Origin of the sequence: Corynebacterium sp. KPL1824, assembly GCF_000478095.1 — a bacterium.
In the GTDB taxonomy this organism is placed as follows: Bacteria; Actinomycetota; Actinomycetes; order Mycobacteriales; family Mycobacteriaceae; genus Corynebacterium; species Corynebacterium accolens.
Genome location: NZ_KI515750.1, coordinates 1010761 through 1018149, shown reverse-complemented (window position 1 = coordinate 1018149; position 7389 = coordinate 1010761). Strand labels below are relative to the sequence as shown.

6 protein-coding genes are annotated in these 7389 nt (G+C 62.0%); 5 read left to right on the top strand and 1 reads right to left on the bottom strand.

Going from position 1 to position 7389, the window contains the following annotated elements; all coding sequences use genetic code 11:
- From HMPREF1267_RS11015 to purT, 3 genes are all read left to right on the top strand, one after another.
- Positions 1 to 795, top strand: a 795-nt coding sequence (locus tag HMPREF1267_RS11015; protein ID WP_023029285.1) for a VaFE repeat-containing surface-anchored protein, incomplete at its 5' end; no start/stop codon positions are given.
- A 133-nt stretch (positions 796 to 928) separates the two neighbouring features.
- Complete coding sequence (locus tag HMPREF1267_RS11010; protein ID WP_023029284.1) at positions 929 to 1651, top strand: class F sortase; 723 nt, start codon at positions 929 to 931, stop codon at positions 1649 to 1651.
- Between the two features lie 164 nt (positions 1652 to 1815).
- Positions 1816 to 3168, top strand: a complete 1353-nt coding sequence (purT, locus tag HMPREF1267_RS11005; protein ID WP_023029283.1) for a formate-dependent phosphoribosylglycinamide formyltransferase — start codon at positions 1816 to 1818, stop codon at positions 3166 to 3168.
- A 37-nt stretch (positions 3169 to 3205) separates the two neighbouring features.
- On the opposite strand, the gene HMPREF1267_RS11000 is transcribed toward purT, so the two are convergent.
- Positions 3206 to 4567 carry an FAD-dependent oxidoreductase gene (locus HMPREF1267_RS11000; RefSeq protein ID WP_005284969.1) on the bottom strand — a complete coding sequence of 454 codons (1362 nt, stop codon included), beginning with the start codon at positions 4565 to 4567 and terminating at the stop codon, positions 3206 to 3208.
- A gap of 228 nt (positions 4568 to 4795) precedes the next feature.
- Between HMPREF1267_RS11000 and pta the strand changes: the two genes are divergently transcribed.
- Positions 4796 to 6163, top strand: a complete 1368-nt coding sequence (gene pta / locus HMPREF1267_RS10995; protein ID WP_023029282.1) for a phosphate acetyltransferase — start codon at positions 4796 to 4798, stop codon at positions 6161 to 6163.
- Positions 6164 to 7387, top strand: a complete 1224-nt coding sequence (locus HMPREF1267_RS10990; RefSeq protein ID WP_023029281.1) for an acetate kinase — start codon at positions 6164 to 6166, stop codon at positions 7385 to 7387. It abuts the gene before it with no gap.
- Positions 7388 to 7389 lie beyond the last annotated feature (2 nt).

Here is a 7389-nt window from a genome sequence, read left to right as displayed (position 1 = left end):
CAGACGGTAACTTCGAAGGGTTCTAAGAAGACTCCGCAGATTTCGACGAATGCTGATTTCGCTGAAGGTTCCCACGAGGTCATTGCGGGAGCAGAGATTATTGACACGGTCAGCTATGAGGGCTTGGTGCCGGGTAAGGAATACACCCTGTCTGCTGAGCTGATTTCTAAGAAAGATGGCACCACGGTGCTGGGTAAGGGCGAGAAGACCTTTACCCCGGCGGCGGCTAATGGTACCGAGGACGTCACCATCACTGTTAATGATGACGTGACCGAGCCGGTTGAGGCTGCGGTTGCGTTTGAGGAGTTGACCTCGACGGAGGTTAACGACAAGGGTGAGGACACTCCTGATGTTGAGAAGCCGAATAAGGTTGCTGAGCACAAGGACATCGATGATAAGGACCAGACGGTGACCTCTGAGGAGTGCGACAACCCTGGAGATAAGCCGAACAAGGGCAAGATTCCGTGGTGGGCGATCCTGATTCCGGGCATCGGCTTGGGCAAGATCATCCATGACCACCGCCATGAAGGCGACCACGACCAGCCCAAGGATCACCACAAGGACCACTCGAAGGGCAGCAACGCGTCCGAGCAGCAGTCCAAGGGTAACGGTGATAACCACACTCCGGGCAAAACTGGCGAGCACCAGCCAGGCGATGCCGGCCAGAGCGCACAGGACCACGTGCCGGGCAAGACTGGTACTCCGCTGCCAGCCGATGCCGGGCGTACCGAGATTAAGTCCGTGCCATCCGGCGCTACCGAGCTCGACCCAGGTGTGCAGGGCTACATCAAGTAGCGTGCGCGCGTCGAGCCGCTAACAGGCCAAAGCGCCTGGGCACATCACGTCCCCTTCAGGGTGTCACTGCACACGCTGGAGGGGACAAACCATCTGATGAACCACTGAGAAGACCGAATAAGGAGACTGGGCAATGTCTGAGGAGACGGGCCGCAAGGAATCCATGAGCCGGGGCAAAATCGTCGGCTTTATCGTGCTAGTGGTGGCCGTAATTCTGGTGCTGATCCAGCTGGCCCTGTACCTCACCGGCGGTGAGGAGGGGAGTGAGGTGAGTGAGGGGGCATCGGAAAGCGTGGCCAGGGATGAAGGCGACGCCTTCGTTGATGAAAGCGGTGAGCAAGAGCACGAATTCGAGCCGGCGCCGGGCGAGTTCCGGGGCTTTGAGGGCATGTCTGTGGGCATCGACGGCGATTTCGCCGCCGTGGACCCGGTGCAGGTGACGGACCAGGGCGTGCTGCTGCCGCCGCACGATGTCTCCCGCCTGGGTTGGTACTCCGCCTCGGCGGTGCCTGGCGATGCCGGCAACATCGGCTCCAGTGTCATCACCGGCCACGTGAACTACCAGGGCCAAGGCACAGGCTATGCGGAGAAATTCACCCGGCTGCAGGAAAACCAGGAATTTACCGTGGTCATCGATGGTGAGGAGCGCACCTTTCGCGTGACGGAAAAGCCGTACCGCCTGCCTAAGGGCGCGGATTTCCCGGACGTGGTCAATGACGCGGACGGGGCGAACCGCCTGGTGCTTATCACCTGCGGCGGCCAGTTCGTCGGTGGTGCGTTGGGCTATGAGGACAACATTATTACCGTGGCAGAGCCTGTCGATGCCCCGGTCCCACCGGAACAGGCGCAGGCATAGCTTGTAGCCCTGTGGCTTAGAAGCGCCCGGCTCGAGGAAGATTTTCCCGGGCCGGGCGCTTGCGTTTGTGCACTTCACGCATGTGCGTCCAGGCTGCGGCGGGCATCTATGAAATAATTTGGGGAAGTATCTGCTGCTAGGAGCGGAATCAAAGGAGCAAAGTCATGGATATTCCAGGCAAAATCGCCGGTCATATCGGCACGCCGCTGACGGGCAATGCCACGAAGGTATTGCTGCTCGGCGCGGGCGAGTTGGGAAAGCAGCTGGCTATTTCCTTCCAGTCCCTGGGCCTTGAGGTGCACGCGGTGGATAAGTACCAGGGGGCGCCGGCGCACCAGGTCGCGCACTATAGCTATGTCGCGGATATTACTGACGCCGCGCAGGTATCGGAATTGGTGCAGCAGATTCAGCCGCACTACGTGGTGCCGGAGGTGGAAATCGTCGCGGTGGAGGCCCTGGAGCAGGTCGAGCAGTCCAGCGACGCCGTCGTCGTGCCTACGGCCCGCGCCTGCGCCCTCACGCAGGACCGCGAGCGGGTGCGCGCGGTGGCAGAGGATATTGGGCTGCCGACCTCGGCATACCGTTTTGCCACCTCGGTTGAGGAGCTGGAAGAAGCGGCAACGGAGCTGGGGTTTCCGTGCATCGTGAAGCCAGACGTTTCCACCTCGGGCAAGGGGCACATGTTAGCGCGGGATGTGGAAGACGTGCGCGAGGCGTGGGAGACGGTGCGCCGCGTGTCCTCGGATTCGCAGCGCGTGGTGGCGGAGCGCTTCGTGGATTTCGACCTGGAGGTAACGCTCTTGGCCATCCGGTCCATCGATCCGGCTACGGGCAAGCTGGCCACGTGGTTTAGCGAGCCCATTGGTCACCGCCACGAGAGGGGCGATTTGATTGAGGAGTGGCAGCCCACCGGCATGAGCGAAATTGCCCTGGAGAACGCGCGGTCGGTTGCGGCGCGCATTTCCAATGAGCTGGGCGGGCGCGGCGTGTATGGCGTAGAGCTATTCGTCGCTGGCGATGATGTTTACTTTTCTTCGGTTTCCCCGCGGCCTTCGGATACGGCGATGCTTACCACCTATACGCAGCGTTTTTCCCAGTTCGATCTGCACGCCCGCGCCATTTTGGGCTACCCCATCGACGCGACGTTGATAACCCCGGGCGCCAGCGTGTTCTTACACGCGCCAGAGCCGCTTGCCGATGTCGCCTTTACCGGCATCGCCTCCGCCCTCCACTATGCCGAGACGGACGTCAAGCTCTTTGGCAAGCCCGATGCCTATAAGGGCCGGCGCATGGGGCTTGTGACCACGACGGCGGAAACGGTGGAAGAGGCACGCGACCGCGCCGCGTTGGCGGCGCACAAGGTGAGCGTGACCTCCACGCCTGGCCTGCTCGCGCAGGGCGGTGCGCGCGGCATCGACCCGCAGTCAGAAAACGTGCCCGATATCGAGGTCGTTGAATACGAGGGCGGGGTCGAGCTCGACCCCAAGCTGACCTCAGGCGTAGACGATACCGACTAGCCCCGCGCCGGCCGGCCCCCGCTCGGCGCGGCGCTGGTTAGCGCTGCGGGCCGGCGTGCTTGACCATCTCGTCCCACTCGACGATCTTGATGCGCTCGCGGCCGTGGGGCTCGCCGGCGGCCTGCTCGGCGGAGTTGAGGCGGTGCCAGCCGGCCCAAGTGGTCACGGCGATATCGCGGGATTCTAGAAGATCCAGGATGTCTTGCGGATCGCGCTTGGTCGCCGGCTCTAAGTCGCCGGACTTGTAGTCCGCCAGCAGCATGGTGGTGGTGTCCTTGGCATCGGATTTGGTATTGCCAATAAGCCCCACCGGGCCGCGCTTGATCCAGCCGGTGGTGTAGAGGCCGGGCAGCTTTTCGCCGTCGACATTGGCAAGCACGTGGCCGCCGTCATTGGGCATGGTTGCGGTGGTTTCGTTGAAGGGGATGCCGTCAACGGACTGCGGGTGGTAGCCCACCGCGCGGTAAACCGCCTGCACGGGCCACTCGGTGAACTTGCCGGTACCGCTCACGGAGCCATCGCCATTGAGCTGGGTGCGTTCGGTTTTGATGGCGGTGACGTGGCCGGCATCGCCAAGCACCTCTACTGGGGACTCGAAGAAGTGGATGTAGAGCTTGTGCGGGGCATCGCCAGGTTCGCGCATGGCGTAGGACTCCAGGGTCTGGCAGACCAGGTCGGTGGACTTGGCGGCGCGGCGGGCCTCCTCGGAAGCCTCGTCGTACTCGATGTCCTCCGGGTTGACGATGACCTCGATGGTGGGGGACTCATCGAGCTCCTTGAGCTCCTTCGGCGTGTACTTGGCCTGCGCCGGGCCGCGGCGGCCAAAGACGTGGACCTCCTTGGCGCGGTTTTCCTTCAGGGAAGAGTAGACGTTGTCTGGGATCTCCGTCACCAGCAGCTCGTCGGCAGTCTTGGCTAGAATGCGGGACACGTCGAGCGAGACATTGCCCACGCCCACGACGGCGACGGACTCCGCGGACAGGTCCCAGTCGCGCTCGAAGTTGGGGTTGCCGTCATAAAAGCCCACGAATTCGCCGGCACCGTAGTTGCCCTCGAGATCCTCGCCGGGGATTCCCATTTCCTTATCGGCGGTGGCGCCGGTGGCGAAGATGATGGCGTCGTAGTAATCGCGCATCTCCGTGACGGTGATGTCCTTGCCCACTTCGATATTGCCCAGGAAGCGGATTTCTTCCTTCTCCATGATGTTGTGCAGCGACTGCACGATGCCCTTAATGCGCGGGTGATCCGGGGCAACGCCGTAGCGAATCAAACCAAAGGGCGCGGGCATCTTTTCAAAGAGATCGATCTGCACGTCCACATCGGATTTTACGAGGAGGTCAGAGGCGTAAATGCCGGCCGGTCCGGAGCCGACGACGGCGACACGCACTGGGCTAGTCATCTGTTTAGGGTGTCCTTTCTTTAGGTTTTCTCACATTCTACGCGGTGGCAATGTATTAATTGTCACGGTGCTCACAACCCCTAGTTTAGGAGGGCGCCAGGGCGCGGAAAAGCGGCTGATTCACGTACAGTGGAGACGTCACCACGTGCTAGTAACTGTGATGTACGGCATAATGTTACGGCGCGTGTTCCCAGAGTTCCCCGTGACGGTAAAGGAAAGGTAATCCGCATGTCTGCATCCCAGTCCACAGTGTTAAGCTCCATCGGCCGCGGCTTCGATGGCCTCGATATTCCCGCCTTGGCGAATAGCCTTGGCGCTGAATTGCTCCGCTTAGAAGATTTTGATCCCACCGTGGCGGATGTTTTGGCCAACGCGCCCACCGCCACTGCCGATGCCCTCCTGGTCCAAGGCACCGGCGAGATCTCCTTCGATGCGGAGGTCGCCGCCGCGCTGGGCCTGCCGCTGGTTATCATCTCCGGCGCCCCTGAGCGCGCGGCGGAGCTGGCGCAGCGCAAGGCCGAGTCCCTTGGAGCCACCGTGGCCGGCGTTTTCACCGATCTGGAGGCCGTGCCCGGTGCGTTGCAGGCCGCTGAGGAGACCGCGCCCGTCATGTCCGCGGACCTCTTCCAGAAGCAGCTCATCGACCAGGCCCGTTCCACCGGCTCCCACATCGTCCTGCCCGAGGGCGATGATGATCGCATCCTTGAAGCCGCCGATGCCCTGCTGCGCGATGAGGTCGCCCGGCTGACCATCTTGGGCAAGGAATCCGATATCCAGGCCCGCGCCAAGGAGCTGGGGCTGGATATTTCGGGCGCCGATATCATCGACCACCTGGAATCGCCGCTAGCAGAGGAATTCGCCGCGGACTTCGCGGAGCTGCGCAAGAAGAAGGGCGTGACCCTGGAGCAGGCCCGCGAGACCATGCAGGACATCTCCTACTTTGGCACCATGATGGTGCACAAGGGGCTTGCCGATGGCATGGTATCCGGCGCCGCCCACACCACCGCCCACACCATTAAGCCGTCCTTCCAGATCATCAAGACCAAGCCGAATGCCTCGGTGGTCTCTTCCATCTTCCTGATGGTCATGCGCGGGCGCCTGTGGGCCTTCGGCGACTGCGCCGTGAACCCAAACCCCACCGCGGAACAGCTGGGCGAAATCGCCGTGGTCTCCGCGCAGACCGCGTCCCAGTTCGGCATCGACCCGCGCGTAGCCATGCTGTCCTACTCCACCGGCGCTTCCGGCACCGGCCCGGACGTCGAGCGCGCCATCGCGGCCGTCGAGGCCGCCAAGAAGCTGGATTCCTCGGTGAAGGTGGACGGCCCGCTGCAGTTCGACGCCGCCTGCGATCCGGGTGTTGCCGCAAAGAAGATGCCGGATTCCGATGTCGCCGGTAAGGCCAATGTCTTCGTCTTCCCCGATCTGGATGCCGGCAATATCGGCTATAAGACCGCGCAGCGCACCGGCGGCGCCTTGGCCGTGGGCCCCATCCTGCAGGGACTGAACAAGCCGGTCAATGATCTATCCCGCGGCGCTACCGTTCCGGACATCATCAATACCGTTGCCATTACCGCTATCCAGGCTGGAGAGAAATAAATGTCATACGTACTGGTCCTCAACTCGGGCTCCTCATCCATCAAGTTTCAGCTAGTGGACCCAACCGCTAGTGCCACGGATGATCCACTCGTATCTGGCCTGGTGGAACAGGTTGGCGAGCCGAGCGGCGCCATTACCATCAAGGTCGGCGGGGAAAAGGTCACTGAGGAACTGGAAGTTCCCGATCACTCCTTTGGCCTAAAGCGCGCCTTTGACCTGATGGATGATCATCAGGTGGGAACGAAGGACGTCGATATCATCGCCGTGGGACACCGCGTCGTGCACGGCGGCCGCCTCTTCTCGGAACCGCAGCTCATCGAGGATCAAATTGAATCGATGATCGAGGATCTCATCCCGCTGGCCCCGCTGCACAACCCGGCCAACCTGGACGGCATCCGCGTTGCGCGCAAGATCCTGCCGGATATTCCGCACGTGGCGGTCTTCGATACCGCCTTCTTCAATACCCTGCCGCCGGCCGCAGCGCTGTATGCCATCAATAGCGAGGTTGCCTCCAAGTACGATATCCGCCGCTACGGCTTCCACGGCACCTCACACGAGTTCGTCTCCCAGCAAGTGCCGAAGATCTTGGACCGCGATCCGGAGCACACGCACCAGATCACGCTGCACCTGGGCAATGGCGCCTCTGCGGCGGCCATCCGCAATGGCCGTGCCATCGATACCTCGATGGGCCTTACCCCGCTGGCTGGTCTCGCCATGGGTACGCGTACCGGTGATATCGACCCAGGCATCATCTTCCACCTGGTGCGCCAGGCGGGCATGAGCATCGACGACATCGATAAGCTGCTCAACAAGCAATCCGGTGTCAAGGGCATCGCGGGCGTCAATGACTTCCGTACGTTGCGCGAGCACATTGATAAGGGCGATGAAGACGCATGGCTGGCGTATAACATCTACATCCACCAGCTGCGCCGCTTCATCGGCTCCTACATGATTGCCCTGGGCCGCGTGGACGCGATTACCTTCACCGCCGGCGTGGGCGAAAATGACACCGAGGTGCGCCAGGACGCGCTGTACAACTTGGATATGTACGGCATCGACTTTGATAAGGAGCGCAACCTCGTCCGCTCCGATGAGCCGCGGGTCATCTCCACCGATGATTCGCCCGTCAAGGTCTTGGTGGTTCCCACCAACGAGGAGCTGGCCATCGCGCAGAAGTCTGCGGAGGTCGCCGCCCAGGCGCGCGAGGCCGGCCTTTTTAAGTAGGC